This window comes from Mycolicibacter heraklionensis (assembly GCF_019645815.1).
Taxonomy (GTDB): domain Bacteria; phylum Actinomycetota; class Actinomycetes; order Mycobacteriales; family Mycobacteriaceae; genus Mycobacterium; species Mycobacterium heraklionense.
This window is the reverse complement of record NZ_CP080997.1, coordinates 3,251,130-3,273,618: the sequence shown is the minus strand read 5'-3', so window position 1 is coordinate 3,273,618 and position 22,489 is coordinate 3,251,130. Positions and strand designations below refer to the sequence as shown.

22 protein-coding genes and 2 tRNA genes are annotated in these 22,489 nt (G+C 67.5%); 12 read left to right on the top strand and 12 right to left on the bottom strand.

Translation table 11 applies throughout. The features are described from left to right. Window positions 1-40 precede the first annotated feature (40 nt). On the top strand, window positions 41-1,006 hold the full coding sequence (locus K3U94_RS15460; protein ID WP_220694272.1) for a D-2-hydroxyacid dehydrogenase: 966 nt from the start codon (window positions 41-43) through the stop codon (window positions 1,004-1,006). Between the two features lie 11 nt (window positions 1,007-1,017). Further along, window positions 1,018-2,388 (top strand): amidase, encoded by a 1,371-nt coding sequence (locus tag K3U94_RS15455; protein WP_047319368.1) that lies wholly within the window; start codon window positions 1,018-1,020, stop codon window positions 2,386-2,388. Here K3U94_RS15455 and K3U94_RS15450 read toward each other — a convergent pair. The 6 genes from K3U94_RS15450 to K3U94_RS15425 all read right to left on the bottom strand — a co-directional run bounded on the left by K3U94_RS15450 (window position 2,385) and on the right by K3U94_RS15425 (window position 7,570). Beyond that, a complete protein-coding gene (locus K3U94_RS15450) occupies window positions 2,385-2,876 on the bottom strand; it encodes a DUF3830 family protein (RefSeq protein ID WP_047319367.1) in 492 nt (163 codons plus the stop codon). The two genes, K3U94_RS15455 and K3U94_RS15450, sit on opposite strands and share 4 nt — an antisense overlap. Before the next feature lie 22 nt (window positions 2,877-2,898). Continuing rightward, a complete protein-coding gene (gene thpD, locus K3U94_RS15445) occupies window positions 2,899-3,801 on the bottom strand; it encodes an ectoine hydroxylase (protein ID WP_230987148.1) in 903 nt (300 codons plus the stop codon). Further along, window positions 3,798-4,205: an ectoine synthase gene (locus tag K3U94_RS15440; RefSeq protein ID WP_047319366.1), complete on the bottom strand. Its 408-nt coding sequence runs from the start codon at window positions 4,203-4,205 to the stop codon at window positions 3,798-3,800. Before K3U94_RS15440 ends, thpD begins: the two co-directional genes overlap by 4 nt. Further along, window positions 4,202-5,476 (bottom strand): diaminobutyrate--2-oxoglutarate transaminase, encoded by a 1,275-nt coding sequence (gene ectB / locus K3U94_RS15435; protein WP_220694271.1) that lies wholly within the window; start codon window positions 5,474-5,476, stop codon window positions 4,202-4,204. The genes K3U94_RS15440 and ectB overlap by 4 nt, the downstream gene beginning before the upstream one ends. Window positions 5,477-5,663: 187 nt before the next feature. Continuing rightward, window positions 5,664-6,287: a diaminobutyrate acetyltransferase gene (gene ectA, locus K3U94_RS15430; RefSeq protein ID WP_230987146.1), complete on the bottom strand. Its 624-nt coding sequence runs from the start codon at window positions 6,285-6,287 to the stop codon at window positions 5,664-5,666. Window positions 6,288-6,313: 26 nt separating this feature from the next. Next, the gene (locus K3U94_RS15425) at window positions 6,314-7,570 is read right to left on the bottom strand and encodes an MFS transporter (RefSeq protein ID WP_220694270.1); all 1,257 of its coding nucleotides are present in this window, start codon (window positions 7,568-7,570) and stop codon (window positions 6,314-6,316) included. A 91-nt stretch (window positions 7,571-7,661) separates the two neighbouring features. On the opposite strand from K3U94_RS15425, the gene K3U94_RS15420 reads away from it, so the two are divergent. From K3U94_RS15420 to K3U94_RS15405, 4 genes are all read left to right on the top strand, one after another. Next, window positions 7,662-8,450, top strand: a complete 789-nt coding sequence (locus K3U94_RS15420; protein WP_220694269.1) for a fumarylacetoacetate hydrolase family protein — start codon at window positions 7,662-7,664, stop codon at window positions 8,448-8,450. Beyond that, entirely contained in the window at window positions 8,447-9,919 is a 1,473-nt protein-coding gene (gene gltX, locus K3U94_RS15415; protein ID WP_220694268.1) for a glutamate--tRNA ligase, read from the top strand. The genes K3U94_RS15420 and gltX overlap by 4 nt, the downstream gene beginning before the upstream one ends. A gap of 99 nt (window positions 9,920-10,018) precedes the next feature. Continuing rightward, window positions 10,019-10,090, top strand: a tRNA-Gln gene (locus K3U94_RS15410). A 73-nt stretch (window positions 10,091-10,163) separates the two neighbouring features. Continuing rightward, window positions 10,164-10,236: transfer RNA gene (locus K3U94_RS15405), tRNA-Glu, on the top strand. 72 nt (window positions 10,237-10,308) lie between these two features. Here the strand turns inward: K3U94_RS15405 and K3U94_RS15400 are convergent. Both K3U94_RS15400 and K3U94_RS15395 read right to left on the bottom strand, forming a co-directional pair. Beyond that, window positions 10,309-10,809: a PPOX class F420-dependent oxidoreductase gene (locus K3U94_RS15400; RefSeq protein WP_220694267.1), complete on the bottom strand. Its 501-nt coding sequence runs from the start codon at window positions 10,807-10,809 to the stop codon at window positions 10,309-10,311. Window positions 10,810-10,909: 100 nt separating this feature from the next. Continuing rightward, window positions 10,910-11,611 (bottom strand): IclR family transcriptional regulator, encoded by a 702-nt coding sequence (locus tag K3U94_RS15395; RefSeq protein WP_047319361.1) that lies wholly within the window; start codon window positions 11,609-11,611, stop codon window positions 10,910-10,912. A 55-nt stretch (window positions 11,612-11,666) separates the two neighbouring features. Between K3U94_RS15395 and leuC the strand changes: the two genes are divergently transcribed. From leuC to K3U94_RS15380, 3 genes are all read left to right on the top strand, one after another. Continuing rightward, window positions 11,667-13,085: a 3-isopropylmalate dehydratase large subunit gene (gene leuC / locus K3U94_RS15390; protein WP_047319433.1), complete on the top strand. Its 1,419-nt coding sequence runs from the start codon at window positions 11,667-11,669 to the stop codon at window positions 13,083-13,085. Window positions 13,086-13,123: 38 nt separating this feature from the next. Then, window positions 13,124-13,720, top strand: a complete 597-nt coding sequence (leuD, locus tag K3U94_RS15385) for a 3-isopropylmalate dehydratase small subunit (protein WP_047319360.1) — start codon at window positions 13,124-13,126, stop codon at window positions 13,718-13,720. A 188-nt stretch (window positions 13,721-13,908) separates the two neighbouring features. Continuing rightward, a complete protein-coding gene (locus K3U94_RS15380) occupies window positions 13,909-14,592 on the top strand; it encodes an HU family DNA-binding protein (RefSeq protein WP_047319359.1) in 684 nt (227 codons plus the stop codon). A 48-nt stretch (window positions 14,593-14,640) separates the two neighbouring features. Here the strand turns inward: K3U94_RS15380 and mutT1 are convergent, their stop codons facing one another. Genes mutT1 through cofC form a run of 3 tightly spaced genes read right to left on the bottom strand, consistent with a single transcriptional unit; the run spans window position 14,641 to window position 18,515 of the window. Next, window positions 14,641-15,573, bottom strand: a complete 933-nt coding sequence (gene mutT1 / locus K3U94_RS15375; RefSeq protein WP_220694266.1) for an 8-oxo-(d)GTP phosphatase MutT1 — start codon at window positions 15,571-15,573, stop codon at window positions 14,641-14,643. 55 nt (window positions 15,574-15,628) lie between these two features. Next, on the bottom strand, window positions 15,629-17,836 hold the full coding sequence (locus K3U94_RS15370) for an RNA degradosome polyphosphate kinase (protein ID WP_047319357.1): 2,208 nt from the start codon (window positions 17,834-17,836) through the stop codon (window positions 15,629-15,631). Continuing rightward, window positions 17,829-18,515, bottom strand: coding sequence for a 2-phospho-L-lactate guanylyltransferase (gene cofC, locus K3U94_RS15365; RefSeq protein ID WP_434084872.1), 687 nt, complete (start codon window positions 18,513-18,515; stop codon window positions 17,829-17,831). Before cofC ends, K3U94_RS15370 begins: the two co-directional genes overlap by 8 nt. Before the next feature lie 65 nt (window positions 18,516-18,580). Between cofC and K3U94_RS15360 the strand changes: the two genes are divergently transcribed. Together K3U94_RS15360 and K3U94_RS15355 are read left to right on the top strand one after the other, a co-directional pair. Continuing rightward, window positions 18,581-19,609: an NAD(P)H-dependent glycerol-3-phosphate dehydrogenase gene (locus K3U94_RS15360; RefSeq protein WP_220694264.1), complete on the top strand. Its 1,029-nt coding sequence runs from the start codon at window positions 18,581-18,583 to the stop codon at window positions 19,607-19,609. Between the two features lie 134 nt (window positions 19,610-19,743). Beyond that, a complete protein-coding gene (locus K3U94_RS15355; RefSeq protein WP_220694263.1) occupies window positions 19,744-20,856 on the top strand; it encodes a D-alanine--D-alanine ligase family protein in 1,113 nt (370 codons plus the stop codon). A gap of 70 nt (window positions 20,857-20,926) precedes the next feature. Here the strand turns inward: K3U94_RS15355 and K3U94_RS15350 are convergent, their stop codons facing one another. Then, the gene (locus K3U94_RS15350; RefSeq protein WP_220694262.1) at window positions 20,927-21,472 is read right to left on the bottom strand and encodes a DUF3515 domain-containing protein; all 546 of its coding nucleotides are present in this window, start codon (window positions 21,470-21,472) and stop codon (window positions 20,927-20,929) included. 39 nt (window positions 21,473-21,511) lie between these two features. On the opposite strand from K3U94_RS15350, the gene K3U94_RS15345 reads away from it, so the two are divergent. Next, window positions 21,512-22,489: a thiamine-phosphate kinase gene (locus K3U94_RS15345; RefSeq protein ID WP_267878326.1), complete on the top strand. Its 978-nt coding sequence runs from the start codon at window positions 21,512-21,514 to the stop codon at window positions 22,487-22,489.

Here is a 22,489-nt window from a genome sequence, read left to right as displayed (position 1 = left end):
GATTGTTGACAATCATACGATCTGTTTTTACGGTGTCAATGTGGACGCGCGGCCGGTGGTGACCGTCCAGCACGGCGAGTCGGTTCCCGCCCAACTCGATTCGATCAGCGCAGATGCGGAGCTGCGCATGGTTCCGTCGTCGCGGCTGGCCGACGGAATCGTCGGCGCCGACGTGCTGTTCCTATACGATTTCTCTTCTCCCGCACTGAAATCGGTATGGCCTTCGGCAGACGCGTTGCGCTGGGTTCAGGTTGCCGCCATCGGGGTGGACGCGGTGCTGTTCGACGAGCTGATCGACAGCGATGTCGTCGTCACCAATTCCCGCGGCATCTTCGAGGAGCCCATAGCCGAATATGTGCTGGGGCAGATCCTGGCCTTCGCCAAGGATTTCCGGCGGTCCTGGGACGCTCAGCGTGGCCGGCGGTGGGAGCACTTCGACAGCGAGCCGATTGCCGGGGCGTCGGTCACGATCGTCGGGCCAGGACCCGTCGGGCGGGCCATCGCCCGGTTGCTGCGTGCGACCGGAATGTCGGTGCGCGGTGTCGGACGCGGCGCCCGCGAGGATCCCGACTTCGGCGCGATCACCACGGATCTGCTCGCCGCGGTCACCGACGCCGACTATGTGGTGCTGGCGGCGCCATTGACGCCGCAGACCCGGGGCATGGTCGATGCCGGCGTGCTTGACGCAATGCGGCCGACGGCGCGACTGATCAACGTGGGCCGCGGCGAGCTGGTCGACACCGGCGCGCTGGTGGCGGCGCTGCAGGCCGGTGTCATTGCCGGCGCGGCCCTCGATGTCGTCGACCCGGAGCCCCTTCCAGCCGACCATCCGTTGTGGAGCGCCCCCAATGTACGCCTGACGCCCCACAACAGTGGTGACATCAGGGGTTGGCGAAACACGTTGCAGCAGCAGTTCGTTGCCAATTTTCACCGGTATATGTCCGGACAACCCCTGCACAACGTCGTCGACAAGCGCCGCGTGTCGGCGGCGAGCGGAACCGGTTAAGGAGGCGTCGCATGACTGACCCCACCGAACTGACCGCCCTGCAACTGGTCGCCGCCTACACCTCCGGCGAGCTGTCACCGGTGGAAGCCACCGCGGCCGCCCTCGCGGCGATCGGCGAACGCGACGGCGAGGTCAACGCCTTCTGTCTGGTCGACGAAGAGGCCGCGCTCTCCGAGGCCCGCCAGTCCGAGGTCCGCTGGGGCGGCAACTACACCAAGGGCCTGCTCGACGGAGTGCCGATCGCAGTCAAAGACGTCTTCCACACCGCCGGTTGGCCGACCCTGCGGGGATCGCTGCTCGCCGATCCGGCGGGGCCGTGGCCCGACGACAGCCCGGCGGTGGACAAGGTCCGCAATGACGGCATGGTGCTGCTCGGCAAGACCACCACCCCGGAACTGGCATGGAAAGGCGTGACCGACAGCCCGCGGACCGGCATCACCCGCAACCCCGCCGATACCACGCGCACCGCGGGGGGCTCCTCGGGCGGCAGCGCCGCCGCGGTCGCCGCCGGGATGGCGCCGCTGGCGATCGGCACCGACGGCGGCGGCAGCATCCGCATCCCCGCGAGCTTCTGCGGGGTGGTCGGTTTCAAACCCACCCACGGGCGGGTGCCGATGTATCCGATCAGCCCGTTCGGTCCGCTGGCGCACGCCGGGCCGATCACCCGGACCGTCGAGGATGCCGCCATGCTGTTGGACATCATCGCGCTGCCCGATCACCGCGACCCCACGTCGCTTCCGCCGACGCTGACCACCTACCGCGGCGAGCTCCGCCGCGACGTGGTCGGTCTCGACGTCGCGTATTCGCCGGCCCTGGGATACGTCGACGTCGACCCACAGATCGAGTCCGCGGTGGCCGAGGCGGTCCAAGCACTCGCCGATGCCGGGCTGAACGTCCTGGCGGCCGACCCCGGTTTCTCCGATCCGATCGACGCCTTCGAGGTGCTGTGGGCAACCGGTGCGGCCGGCAGCCTGCGCGGCCGCGAAAGCGACCGCGGGCTCGTCGATCCCGGACTGGCCGACATGTGGGATCGGGGGGCCGCGGTTTCCGGCGTTGACTACCTGGCGGCCCGGCAGGTCTGTGTGGATCTGGGCGTGGCCATGGGACGGTTCCACGAACGGCACAATCTGCTGATCACACCGACCACCCCGATTGCGGCCTTCGCCGCCGGCCATGACGTTCCGATCGATTCCGGCATGCGGTGGTGGGCTCAGTGGACGCCGTTCACCTACCCGTTCAACATGACTCAACAGCCGGCGCTGAGCATCCCGATCGGTGCTACGTCGGAGGGCCTGCCGATCGGCTTGCAGATCATCGGTCCGCGGCACAGCGACGATCTGGTGCTGGCGGCCGGTTTGTTCGCCGAGCGCGTATTGGGCTAAGCCCGCGCGAAGGCCAGCTTCTCGCCAACCGCGCCGGCCATCCACAAGTCGTTGCAGGCGGCGGCCATCTCGGTCAGGCCGTCCTCGATGGTGGCGAAGACATTGCCGGGCACCCACCCGACATCGCCGTTGACCAACAGGTTGTTGCGGCCGTAGAAGATCGCCAGGTCGGTGGCGCCCAGCGGTGAATTCGCCTGCCCGCCTTCGTCGTAGCCATAGGCGGGGTTGCCGATGTCACCGGCGTCGAAGTCGAAGAAGCAGACGTCGCCGGGGATCGGTGTGACCGTGGTGTTTTCCCGGCCCGGGGAGCCCAACGGCGGCAACAGCGTGTAGACCTCGTTGCGGGCATATTTGCCGTGATAGGCCTGGCCGGCGACGGGCAACGCTTCCCAGACCACGGCGCAGGTCAGGGGCGCCTGCTCGTCGAGCAGCCGCGCCCGGCACGACACCCCACGTCCGGTCAGCGTGATGGACAGGAAACGTGCCACAGCAGTCCCTTTCCGCCCAGCTCTACACCGGGTCGAAGACGCGGCTGGCGATGAATGTCGGTCGCGGAGCGGCAGCGCCGAACGGCTCCACCAGGGCGTTGTCCACGCTGTTGTAGACGATGAATACGTTCGAGCGCGCATACGGGGTGATGTTGCTGCTCGACCCGTGCATGCAGTTGGAGTCGAAGAACACCGCGGATCCGGCTGGGCCGGTGATCTGACGAATCCCGTGCTGATCGGCCAGCCAGGTCAGGCTCGCGTCGTCAGGTGTGCCGATTTCCTGCTGTTTGAGCGACGAGCGGTAGTGATCCGGCGGGGTCTGGCCCGGGCACGATACGAACCAGCGGTGCGAACCGGGCATGATCATCAGCGACCCGTTGCTGTCCAGGTTCTCCGTCAGCGCCACCGAGACGCTGACCGCGCGCGGAGCGGGCATTCCGTCTTCGGCGTGCCAGGTCTCAAAATCGGAGTGCCAGTAGAACTCTCGGCCGTTGAAACCCGGCTTGAAGTTGACCCGGCTCTGGTGCACATAGACGTCGGAGCCCAGCAGCTGGCGGGCCGGTCCCACCAGGCGCGGGTCGGCGACCAGCGCGGCGAACGCCGGGCTGATCCGGTGCACCTCGAAGATCGACCGGATCTGCCCGCTGTCACGCTCGCAGATCGAGCGTTCGTCGGCGGCCAGCGCAGCGTCGGCCCGCAGGCGGTCCAGTTCGTTACGCAGATCCGCCACGACGTCGGTGTCCACCAGGGTGTCGACGGCCAGAAATCCGTCGGCGTCGAACTGCGCGACACGGGCCGGGCTCAACGGGCCGCTGTTGGCTTCTGCGGTCCATACCACCGGGTCGCGCCGGGGTTCGATACCGATCGTGACGTTGTTGCGCGTGGGGTAGTGGTCGGTGAGGGCTTCGGTCAGGGGAGGGGTCACGATGCCGTCTCCTGCGGTTGTTCAGTCAACAGGGGGTACGCGCCGGTCTCGTCGTGCACCTCCTGCCCGGTCACCGGCGGGTCGAACACGCACACCATGCGCAGGTCGGTGTGGGCGGCGACGCGGTGGTGCTCGTGACCGTCGAGCAGGTACAACGTGCCGTCGCGCAGCGGATGCACTTCGCCGGTCTCGTCGTTGATCAGCTCGCCTTCGCCGCCGACGCAGTACACCGCCTCGACGTGGTTGGCGTACCACATCGAGGTCTCCGTGCCGGCGTAAAGGCACGTCTCGTGCAGGGAGAACCGCTGTCCGTCGCGGGCCAGCAGCAGTCGCTGGCTGTTCCAGGTCTTGGACTGGACGTCGCGGTCGGTGCCCTTGATCTCGGCGAGGGTGCGGACGATCATCGGGCGGCTCCTGCGGTAGTGGTGAGTTCACGGGCGGCGACGGCTTCGATCGACTGCGCGGCGATCATCAGGCCTTCGGCCAGGTCGTCATCGTCAATAACCAACGGCGGCATCAGTTTTACAACCTCGCCTTCCGGTCCGGAGGTCTCCAGCAACAGGCCGCGCTCGAATGCCTCGCGGCATACCGCGCCGGCCAGCTCCGGGCGTTCGAAAGCCACTCCGCGGATCAGGCCGCGGCCCCGGGTGGTGACTCCGGGGATCGGGTCCACCACCTCGGTCAGCGCCTGTTCGATCACTTCACCCTTGCGCAGTACCGACTTCTCCAAGCGGTTGTCGGTCCAGAAGTTCAGCGCAGCGGCGGCGGTGACGAACGACGGGTTCTGGCCGCGGAACGTGCCGTTGTGCTCTCCCGGTTCCCAGACGTCCAGTTCCGGCTTCAACAGCGTCAATGCCATGGGGAGCCCGTACCCGCTGATCGACTTGGACAGGCAGACGATGTCGGGGACGATGCCGGCCGCCTCGAAGCTGAAGAACGGTCCGGTGCGCCCACAGCCCATCTGGACGTCATCGACGATCAGCAGCAGGTTGTGACGCCGACACAGGTCGGACAACCCGCGCAACCACTCCAGGCGGGCGACATTGATTCCGCCTTCGCCCTGCACGGTCTCGACGATCACCCCCGCCGGGTCGTTCAGGCCGCTGCCGCTGTCTTCGAGCAGGCGCTCGAACCAGATGAAGTCGGGGACCACGCCGTCGAGGTAGTTGTCATAGGGCATGGGGGTGGCGTGCACCAGCGGAATCCCGGCGCCGCCGCGCTTCATCGAGTTGCCGGTGACGCTCAGTGAGCCCAGCGTCATGCCGTGAAAAGCGTTGGTAAAGCTGATGATGCTCTCGCGGCCGGTGATCTTGCGCACCAGCTTCAGTGCCGACTCCACTGCGTTGGTCCCGGTGGGTCCGGGGAACTGCACTTTGTAGTCGAGTTCGCGGGGCTTGAGGATCACCTCGTTGAAGCGCTCCAGGAACTCGGCCTTGGCCACGGTGTTCATGTCGAGGCTGTGCACCACTCGATCGGAGCTCAGGTATTCCAGCAGCGGCGCCCGCAGTTCGGGATGGTTGTGCCCGTAGTTGAGCGCTCCGGCGCCGGCAAAGAAGTCCAGGTATTCCTTGCCGTCGACATCCCACATCCGGGAGCCGCTGGCACGGTCGAACGTCACCGGCCAGGAACGGCAATAACTTCGTACTTCGGATTCAAGGGTTTCGAAAATCGTCATGGTTCCTCCGTCCGTCGGTCACATACAACGGAACGGAACGACAGGTCGACATCCAACTCAAGCCGCGGGTGATCTCGGCTCGACCCACCACCCCGCTCGTATCCCCCCGCCTAGGTCCGCCGGGGCTCACGTTTGCGCGTTCGTGACCTTACCGAGACCAATTTGTGATCTCAACCTTGCCACGCCCTCACTGGCGTCGTGGGTGTACCCGAAGTGGTCCGATGCGAAACAGTTCTTCTGCCAGATGAGATTCGGGGAACAAACCCGCTCCGAACAGCTCGGAGCACTCCAGCGGCGCGTCCCATCGGCGGGCGAAGGCGCTGAAGAGCCGTCGGCTGGCGTCGTTGTCCGGTGTGATCGAGGTCTCAAGGTGCGTGACTCCCTGGGTGACCTGTGCGGTCGCCAGGTGATCGAGCATCCGGCCGGCCAGGCCGGCCCCGCGGTGGGCGGCGTTGACCGCCACCTGCCAGACCATCAGGGTCTCCGGCCGCTCGGGGCGCCGATAGCCGGTTACGAAACCGCCGAGTTCATGCGGCGGTCCCAGCTTCGCCTCTCCTGCGTCGAGCCTCGCTGAACCGCCGAGTTCATGCGGCGGTCCCAGCTTCGCCTCTCCTGCGTCGAGCCTCGCTGAACCGCCGGGCTGCCCGCCCACCTCGGCAACCACCGAGGTAGACGCGAAATCACGACACCACAGCAGGTAGGCGTAGGGCGAATTGACGTCGAGGGTGGCGCTGTCGACGGCGATCTGCCACAGGGCCGGGCCGTCCGCCACGGTTGGTGTCCGAAGCCGGACATGAGCCATATCCGTCATTGTTTCGACGGTACTTGGCGCCACGCTCAGGGTTGCGCGGACGGGTCGGGCGGCGGCCCGGGCGGCACTCGCAGGGTCCGCAGCGCCTCCAGCGCGGAGCGGCCTTCGGGCTCGGCGCTCACCGGCACCAAACGCAGCGCGGCCAGGGGGAACAGTCCGCACAGGGCGAAGGCCAGGGGGTAACCGGCAGCGCCGATCAGCGCACCGAACAGCGGCGGAGCGATCCCGGCGGTCAGCCGCTGGGTGGTGTTCTGGATGCCCAGCGCGCGGCCGCTCCAGTACGGACCGGCGATCTCGGCGACGGCAGTCGACGCCAATCCGTTGTCCAGCACGGTGATAACCGCGGCGATGACCATCGCCGATTCGGCGAGATGGGAGTGCAGGTGATCGGCGGCCCCCAAAGCCAGCATCGCCACCGCTCCGGCGACGGCAAGGCTGCGTATCGGCCGCAGCCGCGACCGCACGCGGTCGGACCACCGGCCGGCCGCCACCCGTCCCGCGGCGCCGAGCAACTGCGACACCGTCACCAGGCCACCTGCTGCGGCGATCGACCAGTCGGTGTCCACGATCAGCCACACCAGCATGAAGGTGGCGAGCACACACTGCGGAACCATCAACAGAGCCGAAGACAAGTGGATGCGCCACAGCACCTTCGAACCGCTGTAGGGACTGGCGAGTTCGGCGCCAGAGGCTGCCGACCGTGGCCTGCGCGGCGGGTCGACCACGCCGATCGCACACGCCACCGCCGCCACGGCGCACAGCGTTGCCGGGAACATCAGCGCACGCGCCAGCCCGTGCTCGGCCAGCTCGGGAATCACCTCGGCCCCCAACGCGATGCCCAACGGCTGCGCGGTCTGGCGGATGCCCATCACCAGTCCGCGCTGGTGGGGCGGGAACCAGCCCGTCACCAGCCGACCGCTGGCGGTGTTGGCGCTGGCGGCGGCCATGCCTCCGAGAAAGAGGAAAGCGCCGACGCCGATCAGCGACTGCATGGACGCAGCCGCGAACGTGGCCAGCGCGGTCAAGGCGGAACCGACGCTCAACACGATTCGCTCACCGATGCGGTCCAGCAGCGCTCCCCACGCGAACAGGGTCAGCACCATTCCGAAGCTGGGCATCGAGGCCAGCAGACCGGCCATCGCCAGGTTGGTTTCGCGCTTGGTCTCCAGCATGGGGATGACGAAGGCAATGCCGTTGATGAAGACGAATGAACACAGCGTGGCGACCAGGGCGACGACCACGACCGACCAGCGAGCGGCTGTGCCGATCGGCTCGGTGGACATCCGACCATGGTTCCACAGGCCCGCCCGCCCGGGTCGTGCTCTGCCGATGTCGACCCGCGGCCGGTAGGAGCAGGCCATTAGGCTTGTGCAAATGCGCCTAGGCCGAATTGTCAGCCCGGACGGCGTCGCCTTCGTCAGCCTTGAAGGGGACCCGGACCGGCCACACGAGATGACTGCCCGCGAGATCGCTGAGCACCCGTTCGGCACACCGGAGTTCACCGGCCGGTCCTGGCCGCTGGCCGACGTGCGGCTGCTGGCGCCGATTCTGGCCAGCAAGGTGGTCTGCATCGGGAAGAACTACGCGGCCCACATCGCCGAAATGGGCGGCGCCCCACCGGCCAATCCGACGATGTTCCTCAAGCCCAACACGGCGATCATCGGGCCCAACGTGCCGATTCAGCTGCCCGCCAATGCTTCCCCGGTCCACTACGAAGGTGAGCTGGCCGTGGTCATCTCCCGTCCGTGCAAGGACGTGCCGGCCGCGCGGGCCAAGGACAACATTTTGGGCTACACCATCGGTAACGATGTGTCGGCGCGTGACCAGCAGCAGGCCGACGGGCAGTGGACCCGGGCCAAGGGCCACGACACCTTCTGCCCGATCGGACCGTGGATCGTCACCGACCTCGACCCAGCTGACCTGGCGATTCGCACCGAGGTCAACGGGGTGGTCAAGCAGGACAGCCGGACTTCGCTGATGATGCACGACGTCGGTGCCATCGTGGAGTGGATCTCCGCGGTGATGACGCTGCTGCCCGGCGACATCCTGCTGACCGGCACCCCTGACGGTGTCGGCCCCATCGAGCACGGTGACACCGTGTCCGTCTCCGTCGAAGGCATCGGCACTCTGTCCAATCCGGTTATCCGCAAAGGAAAGTCGTGACCACATCTGGTGTTCGCGTCCGGTTCTGCCCGTCACCGACCGGCACGCCGCACGTCGGGCTGATCCGCACCGCGCTGTTCAACTGGGCTTACGCCCGCCACACCGGCGGCACCTTGGTCTTCCGGGTGGAGGACACCGACGCGCAACGCGACAGCGAGGAAAGCTACTTGGCGCTGCTGGATGCGCTGCGCTGGCTGCATCTGGACTGGGATGAGGGGCCCGAGGTGGGTGGTCCCTACGGCCCGTACCGGCAGTCGCAGCGCGCCGACATCCACCGTGACGTGGTGGCGCAGCTGCTGGCGGCGGGTGAGGCTTACGAGGCGTTCTCGACGCCGGAGGAAGTCGAGGCCCGCCACCTCGCCGCCGGCCGTAACCCCAAGCTGGGTTACGACAACTTCGACCGTGAGCTGACCCCCGAGCAGCGGGCCGGTTTTCTGGCCGAGGGCCGCAAGCCCGTCGTGCGGTTGCGGATGCCCGATACCGAACTCGGTTGGACGGACCTGGTGCGCGGGCCGACGTCCTTTCCGGCGGGCACCGTTCCCGATTTCGCGCTGACCCGCGCCAACGGGGATCCGTTGTACACGTTGGTCAACCCGGTCGACGACGCCATGATGAAGATCACCCACGTGCTGCGCGGCGAGGACCTTTTGCCGTCCACGCCACGTCAGATCGCGCTGTACCAGGCATTGATCCGCATCGGCGTCGCTGATCGCGTCCCGGAATTCGGCCATCTGCCAACCGTTTTGGGCGAGGGAACGAAGAAGCTGTCCAAGCGTGACCCGCAGTCGAACCTTTTCGCGCACCGCGACCGGGGCTTCATCCCCGAGGGGCTGTTGAACTACCTGGCATTGCTGGGCTGGTCCATCGCCGACGACCACGACGTGTTCAGCCTTGACGAGATGGTCGCCGCGTTCGATGTGGTCGACGTCAACTCCAACCCGGCCAGGTTCGACCAGAAGAAGGCCGATGCGCTCAATGCCGAGCACATCCGGCTGCTTGACGCCGACGACTTCACCGCACGGTTGCGCAGTTATCTCGACACCCACGGACATGACACCGGCCTGGACGACGCCGGCTTCGGGGTAGCCGCTGCACTGGTGCAGACCCGCATCGTGGTGCTCGGCGACGCCTGGCCGTTGCTGAAGTTCTTCAACGACGATCACTTCGAGCTGGACCCGCGCGCCGCGGCCAAGGAATTGGGCCCCGACGCCGCTCCGGTGTTGAATGCGGCCATCGCTGCGCTGGAGGGCGTGGGGGAGTGGACCACCGCCAACATCGAGGCCGCGCTGAAAGCGGCGCTGCTGGACGAGCTGGGGCTCAAACCGCGCAAGGCGTTCGGGCCGATCCGGGTCGGGGTCTCCGGTGGTCTGGTCAGCCCGCCGCTGTTCGAGTCCCTGGAACTGCTTGGCCCGGACCGCAGCCTGGCCCGGCTGCGGAGCGCCCGAGACGGCGTTGGGGAAGCGCGATGACAACTTCGCCGTAGAAGTTTGGTAGTCTGCTCGTCGGCCCAAGAACGGCTGGCCAGCAGTGCCCACCCGGCACTCTGACCAGCGGTAATGGTCGGCCAATGGGGTATGGTGTAATTGGCAACACAGCTGATTCTGGTTCAGCCATTCTAGGTTCGAGTCCTGGTACCCCAGCAAAAACGGTCCGCTGCAAGCGATTAGGCGGGCCGTGCGGGTTGGGCTATGCTGACAACCCGGAAATGTTCTAGCCCCCGTCGTCTAGCGGCCTAGGACGCCGCCCTCTCACGGCGGTAGCGTGGGTTCGAATCCCATCGGGGGTACATCGCAAAAGGCCCGCACCTTCTCGAAGGTGCGGGCCTTTTTGTGGGTCTGTCCAAGGCCGAGTGGGTGGTTCAGTCGCCCTTCGGGGCGGTGGAACCAGACAGCGGCATTGCCGGCAACCCGAGCTTGCGGTGGTCCCAGGAGCGAGTGCGGCGTGTGACGATGCGCACAGCGACCCGGTTGTTCATCATCGCGTCGACGCCGGGCTTCATCTCGTCGGTGTAGGGACCGGTGTAGCGCTCCCAGATGCTGACGCCTACCCGGAAGAGGGTGTCGGGGTCATCGACGATCTCCGCGACGCCCTCGAAGGCGGCCCCGCGCAGCGTGTCGTACGTCTGGCCGGCCTCCAGAAGGAAGGTGACCCGCGGATCGCGGCGCAGGTTGACCGCCTTCTGGGACTTGGCCTTGGTCTCGAGCCAAATCTCGCCGTCGAGCACCGCGTACCACATGGCGGTCAGATGGGGCTGGCCGTCGGGCCCGATGGTGGCCAGCGTCCCGGTGCGGTGACTGTTGACGAAATCAGCGACCTCGGCCTCGGTCATGACGATCTGTGCGCGCTGTTTGGTTCCCATAGCAGCAGTCTGTCAGGCGGACCGGACCCTCAGGCGAGCGGACGCGGAATCGCACTGAACCGGCCAGTGGCATGCGATTCTGTGGCTGCTCGCGTCCGGGTTACAGCCGCTCGGCGAGCGCGTCGGCCGCCGCGAGCAGGTCGGCGGCCCAGCGCGCGCCCGGGCGGCGCCCCATCCGGTCGATTGGACCCGACACCGAGATCGCTGCCACCACAGTGCCGCGGTGATCGCGCACCGGTGCCGACACGCTGGCCACCCCGGGCTCGCGTTCGGCAACGCTTTGTGCCCAGCCCCGCCGACGCATCTCCGAGAGGGTGCGGCTGGTGAACTTGGCCTCCGCCAGCATTTCCTGTTGCACGGCCGCATCGGCGTAGGCCAGCAGGACCTTGGCGCCCGAGCCGGCCGTCATCGGCAGCCGGGCACCGACCGGAACCGTGTCGCGCAGCCCCGCAGGCGGTTCCAGCGCCGCAACGCAGACCCGTTCGGAGCCCTCGCGGCGGTACAGCTGCACGCTCTCTCCAGTGATCTCTCGTAACCGTGGCAGCACCGCCGCGCCGGCCGCCCGAAGCGGATCGTCGGCGCGAGCCGCCAGTTCGCTGACCGCGGGACCGATCTGCCAGCGACCCTCGTTGTCGCGTCCGAGCAGCCGGTGGGTTTCCAGGCCTGCGGCCAGCCGGTGTGCGGTGGCGCGCGGCAGGCCGGTGCGGTCGCACAGTTCGGCCAGCCCGCACGGCGATTCGGCAACTGAGTGCAGTACTGCCAGCGCTTTGTCCAGAACGCCGATGCCGCTATGCTGTCCCATATACAGATACTAGCGTCTCAAAATATGAGACGACATAGATTGAGGGATGGCAGTGATGTTCAAGACCGAGCAGCCTCGCACCCTGGCCGAGAAGGTCTGGGCAGACCACGTCGTGGTATCCGGCGGCGGAACCGAACCCGATCTCATCTACATCGACCTGCACCTGGTTCACGAAGTCACCAGCCCGCAGGCCTTTGAGGGACTGCGGCTGGCCGGTCGTGGAGTGCGGCGCCCGGATCTGACCATCGCCACCGAGGACCACAACGTGCCGACGGTCGATATCGACAAACCGATCGCCGACCCGGTGTCGCGCACCCAGGTCGAGACGTTGCGGCACAACTGCGCCGAGTTCGGCATCCGGTTACATCCGATGGGCGACATCGATCAGGGGATCGTGCACATCATCGGGCCGCAGCTGGGGCTCACCCAGCCGGGCACGACGGTGGTGTGCGGCGACAGTCACACCTCCACCCACGGCGCGTTCGGTGCACTGGCGATGGGTATCGGCACCTCGGAGGTCGAACACGTGCTGGCCACCCAGACGTTGCCGCTGAAGCCCTTCAAGACCATGGCGGTCAATGTCGACGGGCGACTCGCCGACGGCGTGACGGCCAAGGACATCATCTTGGCGGTGATCGCCCAGATCGGTACTGGTGGCGGCCAGGGCTACGTCATCGAATACCGCGGCAGCGCCATTGAGGCGCTGTCGATGGAGGCCCGGATGACGATCTGCAACATGAGCATTGAGGCCGGTGCCCGGGCCGGCATGGTGGCCCCCGACGAGACCACGTACGAGTACCTGCGGGGCCGGCCGCACGCACCGACCGGTGCGGACTGGGACGCCGCCGTGGCCTATTGGAGCGGCCTGCGCACCGATCCGGGTGCGGTGTTCGACGCCGAGGTCCACCTGGATGCGGACGCGCTGACGCCGTTCGTGACCTGGGGCACCAACCCCGGCCAGGGCGTCCCGCTGGGCGCCCAGGTGCCCGACCCGGAGTCGATCAACGACGAGGCCGAGCGGCGGGCCGCGGAGAAGGCGTTGGCGTACATGGACCTTCAACCGGGGACGCCGATGCGCGACATCACGGTCGACACGGTGTTCGTCGGGTCGTGCACCAACGGTCGCATCGAGGACCTGCGCGCGGCGGCTGATGTGCTGCGCGGACGCCAGGTTGCCGACGGGGTGCGGATGCTCGTGGTGCCGGGTTCGATGCGGGTGCGCAATCAAGCCGAAGCCGAAGGTCTCGCGGAAGTCTTCACCGCCGCCGGCGCCGAGTGGCGCCAGCCCGGCTGCTCAATGTGCCTGGGCATGAACCCGGATCAGCTGGAGCCGGGCCAACGGTCCGCGTCGACGTCCAACCGCAATTTCGAGGGCCGGCAGGGCAAGGGTGGACGCACTCATCTGGTTTCCCCGGTCGTGGCGGCGGCCACCGCCGTCCGTGGGACGCTGTCGGCCCCCCAGGACCTGAACTGACTTGAACTGACCGCCACGGGATTAAAAGGAGCCTAGTCATGGAAGCTTTCCACACCCATACCGGAATCGGAGTCCCGCTGCGGCGGTCCAATGTCGACACCGACCAAATCATCCCCGCGGTCTATTTGAAGCGCATCACCCGGACGGGATTTGAGGACGGCCTGTTCGCCACCTGGCGCACCGATCCGTCCTTCGTACTGAATCTCAGCCCCTTCGACCAAGGTTCGGTGCTGGTGGCCGGGCCGGACTTCGGTACCGGATCGTCACGGGAACATGCGGTGTGGGCGCTGCTCGACTACGGGTTCCGGGTGGTGATCTCCTCCCGATTCGCCGACATCTTCCGGGGCAATGCCGGCAAGGCCGGCCTGCTGGCGGCCCAGGTGGCCCAAGATGATGTGGAACTGCTGTGGAAAGTCATCGAGCAGAGCCCGGGGCTGGAAATCACTGTCAATCTTCAAGATCGGAATATCACCGCCGGAACGGTGGTGGTGGCGTTCACGATTGACGACTACACCGCCTGGCGGCTGTCTGAAGGACTCGACGATATAGGCCTTACGCTGCGGAAACTCGACGATATCGATTCTTTCGAGGCTGCCCGACCGAGCTGGAAACCGCGCACCTTGCCCGCTTCTTGAGGGGCCGCGCCGGAGCTGAATTCCGGTAGGTACGACGCTCTCGTCAGCGTCCAAGGGCGGTAACCGGATTGCCGAATTCGCCCATAATCTCATCTGAAATTGCGCGTGGCTCTTGGATATCAGTGGTATCAGGGTTTACCGTGTGCTCTAGTCGGCTCAAGTAGGGCCACTGGTTTCGGAGGGATTGGATGAACAAAGCAGAGCTCATCGAGGTGCTCACAAAGGAATTGGACACCGACCGCAGGTCGGCGACTGAAGCCGTCGAGCATTTCGTCAATGCCATTGTGCGCGCCGTCCACAAGGGTGAGAGCGTCACCATCACCGGGTTCGGCGTTTTTGAGCGTCGTCGTCGCGCCGCACGCGTGGCCCGCAATCCCCGCACCGGTGAAACGGTCAAGGTGAAGCCGACGTCCGTTCCCGCATTCCGCCCCGGTGCGCAGTTCAAGGCGATTGTTTCTGGCGCGCAGAAGGTCCCGTCCGAGGGGCTCGCCGTCAAGCGCGGTGCTGGTGCCAGCGCCACTGCCGCCAAGAAGGCCCCGGCCAAGAAGGCCACCAAGGCCGCCGCGAAGAAGACCGCCGCCAAGGCTCCGGCCAAGAAGGTTGTCGCGAAGAAGGCAGCGACTAAGGCTCCGGCCAAGAAGGCTGTGACCAAGGCTCCGGCCAAGAAGGTCGTTGCGAAGAAGGCAGCGACTAAGGCTCCGGCCAAGAAGGCTGTGACCAAGGCTCCGGCCAAGAAGGTCGTTGCGAAGAAGGCAGCGACTAAGGCTCCGGCCAAGAAGGTCGTTGCGAAGAAGGCCGCGACCAAGGCCGTGGCGAAGAAGGCTCCGGCCAAGAAAGCCACCAAGGCGCCGGCCCGTAAGGGTCGCAAGTAGCAACGAATAGCCGAGCGCCGCGGGGTTATCCCCGCGGCGCTCGGTCGTTCATACCAGTGCTTGGGTAGCCAGCGGACTACCGATGTGGTCCGCGGCCACCAGTCGGCCGCCCGACAGCGACAGCACCCAGGTGCTGCCCTTGCGGTTGCGGGACTTGTCTGGGCTGACACCGTCGCGCTCGCACCACCAGGCGATCAGGTCCGGAATCACCTTGCCCTGAGTACAGATCACCGGTGTGCCGCCCAATTGCGCGATCTCGACCACCCTGCGGCGGGCCCTTTTCGGGTTGTCGCCGTAAGACTCCTCGGTCAGCGTGGGCTCGTTGTGCACCGCCACCCCGAGTTCGGCGGCCAACGGCTCCACAGTCTGCTGACAGCGCACCCGGTCGGCCGCGTACACTGCGGTCGCGCCGAAGGCCAGCAGCTGATCGGTGAGCGCCTCGGCCTGCGCACGGCCCCTCTTGTCCAGCGGCCGCTGGCGGTCGTCGCCGGAGAACCGGGAACGACGCCCAGCGGTACCGTGCCGCACGATCAACACCGTTTCGGTGTCCGCAGGCTGCTTGGCGAACCGCCGCAATATCTTCCGGTCGTAGGCATACTGCAGTTCCTTCATGGCGGCATCGACCGGTAGCCAGACCAGGTCGTCGACCTCGTGATTGGGCACGAAGTCACCGCCCACCGCCCGCGCGGCCCAGTACCGCACCTTCTTGACGCCCTGGGTGACCGGATAGCGGACCGCTCCCAGCCGACGGCCCAGGTGTGCGTGCTGGCCGGTCTCCTCCAGGATCTCCCGTACGGCTGTCACCGGTTCGGTCTCACCGGGATCGACTTTGCCCTTGGGCAGTGACCAGTCGTCGTAGCGCGGGCGGTGGATGAGGGCCACTTCGACGGTATTGCGCCGTGTCCGCCACAGCACCGCACCGGCGGCGTGGACGACCTTGTCCACCGTCCCGGAGCCATTCGACACTGTCGTTTCGAGCACCTTGCACTCCTGCAGGTCAATTCGGGCTTCGTGGGCGGCGGTGGGCCGCCGGACATCAGGGATTGCGATGTCGGTCCATCAACGACGCCTGGTGATCGCGCACCGTGGCGCCGGCCTGCGGTTCCGCCGTCCACTGACCGTCTGGCCCGAGCTCCCAACAGCGGGTCGCCGGATCCATTGCCGAGTCGAACACATCGCTCAGTTGTGCGGCCAGCCGTGGATTCTTCACCTGCACCATCACTTCGACCCGGCGATCCAGATTGCGGTGCATCATGTCGGCGCTGCCGATCCAGAATTCGTCGATGGCGCGGAAGTGGATGATGCGGGAGTGCTCCAGGAATCGGCCGAGAATCGATCGGACGAGGATGTTTTCGGAGAAACCCTCCACTCCGGGCCGCAGTGCGCAGATTCCGCGGACGAACAACTCGACTCGCACTCCGGCTCGAGAGGCGCGATAGAGCGCATCGATCACCTGCTCGTCGACCAGTGAGTTGAGCTTGAGCCTGATCCGGCCGTTGCCGGAATCGCGGTGTGCCGCGACCTCGCGTTCGATGCGTTCGATGATCCCGGTCCGTACACCGTGCGGGGCCACCAACAGGTTGCGGTAGGCGACTTTCCGCGAATAGCCGGTCAACGAGTTGAACAGGTCGGTCAGATCGGCACCGATGTCCGGGTCGGCGGTGAGCAGACCCACATCTTCGTAGAGACGCGCGGTCTTGGAGTTGTAGTTGCCCGTGCCGATATGGCAGTACCGCCGGATCGTCGAGCCCTCGCGGCGCACGACGAGGCAGACCTTGCAATGGGTTTTCAGACCGATCAGCCCGTACACCACGTGCACACCGGCCTGCTCCAGCTTGCGCGCCCACTTGATATTGGCCTGCTCGTCGAACCGGGCCTTGATCTCGACAAGAGCCACCACCTGCTTGCCGGCCTCGGCGGCGTCAATCAGCGCGGTGACGATCGGTGAATCGCCGGAGGTGCGGTACAGCGTCTGCTTGATCGCCAGCACGCCCGGGTCGGCGGCCGCCTGCTCGATGAACCGTTGCACGCTGGTGGCGAATGAGTCGTAAGGGTGGTGTACCAGCACATCGCCCTCGCGCAGGGTGGCGAAAATGCTTTTGGGGGTTTCCCGTTCGGCGAACGCCGGGTGGGTGGCCGGGACGAAGGTACGGTCCTTGAGATCGGGCCGGTCCTGGCCGTAGACCTGCCACAGCGACGACAGGTCCAGCAGGCCGGGCACCTCGATGACGTCACCGGGGTCCACGTCGAGTTCGCGCAGCAACAGCTCCAGCATGTGCTCGGTCATGTCATCGGCGACCTCAAGGCGCACCGGCGACCCGAACCGGCGCCGCGCCAACTCGCGTTCCAAGGCCTGCAACAGATCTTCGTCGCGGTCCTCTTCGACCTCGAAATCGGCGTTGCGGGTGATACGGAACGCGTGATGCTCGACGATCTCCATGCCGGGGAACAACACCGGTAGGAACGCCGCGATCAACTCCTCCATCGGCAGGAAGCGGACCTCGCCACGGCTGTCGCCGCCGCTGGCGCCGGCATCGAGTTCGACGAAACGGTCGACGTTGTCGGGGACTTTGACCCGCGCGAAGTGACTTCCGCCGTCCTCGGGACGCTTGACCGTCACCGCCAGGTTCAGGCTGAGCCCGCTGACGAACGGGAACGGGTGCGCCGGGTCGACCGCCAGCGGCGTCAGCACCGGGAACACCTGCTCGTGGAAGTACACCGACAACTGGTCACGTTCGGCCGGCAGCAGGTCGGCCCACGTCACGACGTGGATGCCTTCGGCGGCCAGCGCCGGACGGACCGAGTCGAGGAACACCCGTGCGTGGCTGGTGGCGATCTGCTGGGTCTGCTCGCCGATGCGGCGCAGTTGCTCACGCGGGGTCAGGCCGTCGGCCGAGCGCACCGACAAGCCCATCTCGTCACGGCGTTTGAGGCCGGCGACCCGGACCATGTAGAACTCGTCGAGATTGGAAGCGAAGATCGCCAGGAACTTGGCGCGCTCCAAGAGCGGCAATGAGGTGTCGGCGGCCAGCGCCAACACCCGCGCGTTGAAGTCCAGCCAGCTCAGTTCACGGTTGAGGTAGCGGTCCGCGGGCAGTTCGTCGTCATCGGCGGCCGGAAGACTCTCGGTGGCAGCGGGTGGGGCGGTCGGAGCGGCGTCATGCGGGCGCCAGTCGGTCGTGTCGGCACGCGCCTCGGTGAGTTCGCTGCCCTCAATTTCGTCCACGGGGAAATCATTACTCATCCCGCGTGGTGCTGCCACCGGACTTGGCGTGCGCGAGTGCGCGGGCCGTTGCCGCGCCGACTCCGAGCCGTCGCGCTACCGCCAGATCTTCCGGGGTGTCGATGTCGCAACGCAGCCCGGGCCAGGCGCCGGTGAGCTCCAGCGCACCTGACTGCCGGTGCCGATTCGAGGAATCCCGGCCGAAGCGGGGGTCCAGGGCGGTGCCGAATGCGAAAAGCGCCGCAGTGCCCATCCCATGCCGGTCGGCGACGAAACTGCGCGGGTGTGTCCGTGCGGCGGCGATCGCCTCGTCCAGTTCGTAGGATTGCAGAGCCGGTAAATCACCCTGCAACACAACGATATTCGGCACCGAACCGGTCACCGCGGCTTCGGCTGCGGTGAGCGCGTTGTTCAGCGGGTCGCCGTGGCCGTCCGGAGTCGGATCCTCCAGCACCTCGGCGCCCAGCTCGGCGGCCGCCGCGGCGGCCGCCTCATCGGGGGTGACCACGGTGATGTGTTCCAATCCCCGCGCGGCCGACGCCGCGCTGATGGTGTCCACCAGCATGGCCAGCACCACGGCCTCGCGCAGCGGCGCCGGAAACGCCGGCGCCAGCCTGGTCTTGGCCACGCTGAGCCGTTTGACGGCGATGATCAGACCGATACCGGATTCTTCGGCCTGTGTTGACTGCACAACAGACATCCTGCCAGCGTCGGGTTCGGCGGCTCGCGCGTTAGGGTGATGCGCCTATAGGGAGGTGGTGTGCGATGGTCGGCGCCGAGGGCACGGTCGCGGTGATGGGCGCGGGTGCGTGGGGCACGGCTCTGGCCAAGGTGCTCGCCGACGCCGGCAGCGAAGTCAGGCTCTGGGCACGCCGGCCCGACATCGCCGCGCAGATCAACGACACGCGACACAACCCCGCCTACCTGCCGGGCTTCGCGGTACCGGACGCGGTACGCGCCACCAGTGATCCGGCCGAGGCGCTGGACGGCTTGACCACCGTGGTGCTGGCCGTGCCGGCGCAGACCATGCGGGCCAACCTGCAGGCATGGACGCCGCACCTGACCGACAGCGCCACCCTGGTGAGCGTCGCCAAGGGCATCGAACTGGGCACGCTGATGCGGATGAGCCAGGTGATCGCGGCGGTGACGGGATTCGACCCCGGTCAGGTCGCGGTGGTGTCCGGTCCCAACCTGGCGGCGGAGATCGCCGCCGGGCAGCCCGCGGCCACCGTGGTCGCCTGCACTGACTCCGGCCGGGCGGTGGCGCTGCAGCGGATGCTCAACACCGGCTACTTCCGGCCTTACACCAACGCCGACGTCATCGGCACCGAGATCGGCGGCGCCTGCAAGAACGTCATCGCGTTGGCCTGCGGAATGGCGGCCGGAGTGGGCTTGGGTGAGAACACGGCGGCCGCCATCATCACCCGGGGCCTGGCCGAGATCATTCGCCTGGGAGTCGCGCTGGGCGCCAAGGGCGCCACCCTGGCCGGCCTGGCCGGCGTGGGCGATTTGGTGGCCACCTGCACATCGCCGCATTCGCGCAACCGCTCGTTCGGCGAGCGGCTCGGCCGGGGCGAGGCAATGCCGCCGGTACCCGGGTCGACAGGGCTGTCGAGCACCACAGACGGCCATGTGGTCGAAGGGGTGACGTCGTGCCAGTCGGTGCTGGCGCTGGCCTCGAGCTACGACGTGGAGATGCCGCTGACCGACGCCGTGCACCGGGTCTGTCACAAGGGTTCGTCGGTCAGTGAGGCGGTGGCGCTGCTGCTGGGCCGTCGCACCAAACCGGAGTGAGCCGCGCCCGGTTTATGGGGCGGTCCAGCTTCGCCTCTCCTCCGTCGAGGCTCGCTAACCGCCCGGTTTATGGGGCGGTCCAGCTTCGCCTCTCCTCCGTCGAGGCTCGCTAACCGCCCGGTACCCTCTGGCGTGTGAATTCCCACGAACGCACCCGCGTGGCCGTCGTCTTCGGTGGCCGCAGTAGCGAGCACGCCATCTCCTGCGTCTCGGCGGGCAGCATCCTGCGCAACCTGGACCCGCAACGCTTCGAGGTCGTCGCAGTAGGCATCACCCCGGAGGGGGCGTGGGTGCTCACCGACGGTGACCCGGAAACGCTGGCGATCACCGACCGGCAACTGCCGGCGGTCAGCGCGGCCTCGGGCGCCGAACTGGCGCTGGCGGCCGACCCGCAGCGGGCCGGTCAGCTGGTCGCCTTCTCCGCTGCCGGGCCCGCAGAGGTGCTGGAGTCGGTCGACGTGGTGTTTCCGGTGCTGCACGGCCCCTACGGCGAGGACGGCACCGTGCAGGGACTGCTGGAGTTGGCCGGGGTGCCCTATGTCGGTGCCGGCGTGCTGGCCAGCGCGGCGGGCATGGACAAGGAGTTCACCAAGAAGCTGCTGGCCGCCGACGGCCTGCCTATCGGCCCCTACGCGGTGTTGCGGGCCGCCCAGCAGACCTTGTCCATCGACGATCGGGAGCGGCTGGGGCTGCCGCTGTTCGTCAAACCGGCGCGCGGCGGGTCCTCGATCGGGGTCAGCCGGGTGACGTCGTACGACGAGCTTCCCGCCGCGATCGCCGAGGCACGCCGGCATGACCCGAAGGTCATTGTCGAGGCCGCGATCGTCGGCCGGGAAATCGAGTGCGGGGTACTGGAGTTCCCCGACGGCACGGTGGCCGCCAGCACGGTGGGGGAGATCCGGGTGGCCGGCGTGGCTGACCGTGACGACTCGTTCTACGACTTCGCCACCAAGTACCTCGACGATGCGGCCGAACTCGACGTGCCCGCCAAGATCGACGACGAGGTCGCCGAAGCCGTGCAGCAGTTGGCGATTCGGGCGTTCGCCGCGCTGGACTGCCAAGGGCTGGCCCGGGTGGATTTCTTCCTGACCGACGCCGGCCCGGTGATCAACGAGATCAACACCATGCCCGGATTCACCACAATCTCGATGTACCCGCGGATGTGGTCGGCCAGCGGCGTCGACTACCCAACGCTGCTGGCGACGATGGTCGACACCGCCCTGGCCCGCGGGGTCGGATTGCGTTAGCCCCTTTTGCGGCGAGTGTGCGTGTCCCCGGCCGACACGCCGCGGGCGCAAGCGTTTTTGCGCACGTTCACTAGGCCGGTGGGCCCGGCCTGATCGGCACCGCGTCCACGGTCTCGGCGATCAGATCCGACACCTCCTGAATCGGCGTGGGCCCTGACCCCGGCGGCAGTGTCAGCGCCAGATAGATCTTCCGGTCCACCACATACCAGGTGGCGCGGTCGCCTTCGCGGACCTCGAACCACTGCACGTGATCGACCACCTGGATGGGTGAGCCCACCACGAAGTCGGCCGGCCGGTCCAGCCCGCAGCGCAGCACCACCGCCTCGCCGTCGTCGGCGGTCCAGGCCGCGGCGCCCTGCGGCGCCGGCGCGGCGAGCTCGGCGCGCTGGTAGTCGCCCAGCTGAGGCGGCAGCGCGTCGAGGATGGCACGGCAGTCCGCGCTGTCGGCGTGCGGGGCCGGCACTGTCGCGACCGGGACCGGTGCAGCCGGTCGCTTGCCCGGCTGGTGGAGCGCGGCGACCGTCAGCGCCGCCAATACCGCCGCGACGGCGACCACCAGTGCAACGATCAGCGCGAGTCGCGGCGGTCCGTCCGCGTCGTTCTCCGGATTGGTCAAGGCCCGCCTACCGTTCTGATCACACCTACACTCCAGGCTGTGCGCGGTAACGAGCCCACGCTGGGTCAGCTTGGAGAGTTTCCCATGATCGACCGGCTGGTGGCCGGGCGACGTCAGCCCGCCACCACGCAGCTGGGCCCCGGGGACGATGCGGCGGTGGTGCAGTGCGCCGACGGCCGAGCCGTGGTGTCCACCGACATGCTGGTGGAAGGCCGGCACTTCCGGCTGGACTGGTCAACCCCACAGCAGGTCGGGCGCAAGGCGATCGCGCAGAACGCGGCCGATATCGAGGCGATGGGTGCGCGCCCCACCGCGTTCGTCGTCGGTTTCGGTGCGCCGGCCCGAACTCCTGCCGCCGACGCCGCCGCACTGGCCGACGGGATGTGGGCCGAGGCGGAGCGCCTGGGGGCGGGCGTGGCCGGTGGTGATCTGGTCCAGGCCGACTGCTGGGTGGTGTCGGTGACGGCGCTGGGGGACCTGGGCGGTCGGATGGCGGTGCTGCGGTCTGGAGCGCGGCCCGGGGCGACGCTGGCGGTGGCCGGGGAGCTGGGCCGCTCGGCGGCGGGGCTGCGGCTGTGCAGTGACGGCGTGGGCTCAGCGGAATTTGCGGAGCTGAGGCGGCGGCATCTGGTCCCGGAGCCGCCGTACGGGCAGGGCACGGCGGCGGCCGACGCGGGGGCGCAGGCGATGACCGATGTCTCCGACGGCCTGATCGCCGATCTGGGGCACCTGGCCGCCGCGTCGCAGGTGACGTTGGAAGTGTCCACGGCGGCGCTGGAGCCCGATTACCGTGCCGTGGCCCCCGCGGCTGCCGCCGTCGGTGCCGATGCGTGGTCGTGGGTGCTGGGCGGGGGAGAAGATCATGCCCTGGTCGCCGCGTTCTCTGGTGTGGTGCCCTCCGGTTGGCGGGCCATTGGGCAGGTGCTGGCGGGGCCGGCGCGGGTGCTGGTCGACGGGGCGGTGTGGGACGGGGAGGCGGGCTGGCAGTCGTTTGATTCCGGCGCCCCATTACGTTGA

What these genes read in the sequence shown, in the direction of transcription:
- K3U94_RS15455 (WP_047319368.1), top strand. Translation starts at nt 1,018, where the DNA reads ATGACTGACCCCACCGAACTGACCGCCCTGCAACTGGTCGCCGCCTAC.
- K3U94_RS15440 (WP_047319366.1), bottom strand. Translation starts at nt 4,205, where the DNA reads ATGATCGTCCGCACCCTCGCCGAGATCAAGGGCACCGACCGCGACGTC.
- ectB (WP_220694271.1), bottom strand. Translation starts at nt 5,476, where the DNA reads ATGACGATTTTCGAAACCCTTGAATCCGAAGTACGAAGTTATTGCCGT.
- ectA (WP_230987146.1), bottom strand. Translation starts at nt 6,287, where the DNA reads ATGACGGATATGGCTCATGTCCGGCTTCGGACACCAACCGTGGCGGAC.
- K3U94_RS15425 (WP_220694270.1), bottom strand. Translation starts at nt 7,570, where the DNA reads ATGTCCACCGAGCCGATCGGCACAGCCGCTCGCTGGTCGGTCGTGGTC.
- K3U94_RS15420 (WP_220694269.1), top strand. Translation starts at nt 7,662, where the DNA reads ATGCGCCTAGGCCGAATTGTCAGCCCGGACGGCGTCGCCTTCGTCAGC.
- K3U94_RS15400 (WP_220694267.1), bottom strand. Translation starts at nt 10,809, where the DNA reads ATGGGAACCAAACAGCGCGCACAGATCGTCATGACCGAGGCCGAGGTC.
- K3U94_RS15395 (WP_047319361.1), bottom strand. Translation starts at nt 11,611, where the DNA reads ATGGGACAGCATAGCGGCATCGGCGTTCTGGACAAAGCGCTGGCAGTA.
- leuC (WP_047319433.1), top strand. Translation starts at nt 11,667, where the DNA reads ATGTTCAAGACCGAGCAGCCTCGCACCCTGGCCGAGAAGGTCTGGGCA.
- leuD (WP_047319360.1), top strand. Translation starts at nt 13,124, where the DNA reads ATGGAAGCTTTCCACACCCATACCGGAATCGGAGTCCCGCTGCGGCGG.
- K3U94_RS15380 (WP_047319359.1), top strand. Translation starts at nt 13,909, where the DNA reads ATGAACAAAGCAGAGCTCATCGAGGTGCTCACAAAGGAATTGGACACC.
- K3U94_RS15370 (WP_047319357.1), bottom strand. Translation starts at nt 17,836, where the DNA reads ATGAGTAATGATTTCCCCGTGGACGAAATTGAGGGCAGCGAACTCACC.
- cofC (WP_434084872.1), bottom strand. Translation starts at nt 18,515, where the DNA reads ATGTCTGTTGTGCAGTCAACACAGGCCGAAGAATCCGGTATCGGTCTG.
- K3U94_RS15360 (WP_220694264.1), top strand. Translation starts at nt 18,581, where the DNA reads ATGGTCGGCGCCGAGGGCACGGTCGCGGTGATGGGCGCGGGTGCGTGG.